This is a genomic window from Haemophilus sp. HMSC066D02 (genome assembly GCF_001810545.1).
Classification (GTDB): Bacteria; Pseudomonadota; Gammaproteobacteria; order Enterobacterales; family Pasteurellaceae; genus Haemophilus_D.
In genome coordinates, this window is the sequence record NZ_KV801807.1 from 1 (window position 1) to 613 (window position 613).

Genomic DNA, 613 nt, shown 5'->3' on the forward strand with positions numbered 1-613 from the left:
CTCCCACCTATCCTACACATCAAAATTCAATGTTCAGTGTCAAGCTATAGTAAAGGTTCACGGGGTCTTTCCGTCTAGCCGCGGGTACACCGCATCTTCACGGCGATTTCAATTTCACTGAGTCTCGGGTGGAGACAGCCTGGCCATCATTATGCCATTCGTGCAGGTCGGAACTTACCCGACAAGGAATTTCGCTACCTTAGGACCGTTATAGTTACGGCCGCCGTTTACTGGGGCTTCGATCAGGAGCTTCTCTTTCGATTACACCATCAATTAACCTTCCAGCACCGGGCAGGCATCACACCCTATACGTCCACTTTCGTGTTTGCAGAGTGCTGTGTTTTTAATAAACAGTTGCAGCCAGCTGGTATCTTCGACCGGTTCAACCTTCATCCGCAAGGGACTACAATCTACGCCGGCGCACCTTCTCCCGAAGTTACGGTGCTATTTTGCCTAGTTCCTTCACCCGAGTTCTCTCAAGCGCCTGAGTATTCTCTACCTGACCACCTGTGTCGGTTTTCAGTACGGTTTAGATAAACCTGAAGCTTAGTGGCTTTTCCTGGAAGTGTGGTATCGGTTACTTCAGCTCCGTAGAGCCTCGTCATCATCTCTC

Annotated in this window: 1 rRNA gene; it reads right to left on the reverse strand. The window is 49.9% G+C overall.

Annotation, left to right across the window (positions count from 1 at the left end):
- Positions 1-613, reverse strand: a 23S ribosomal RNA gene (locus tag HMPREF2750_RS05430); the annotation flags it as partial.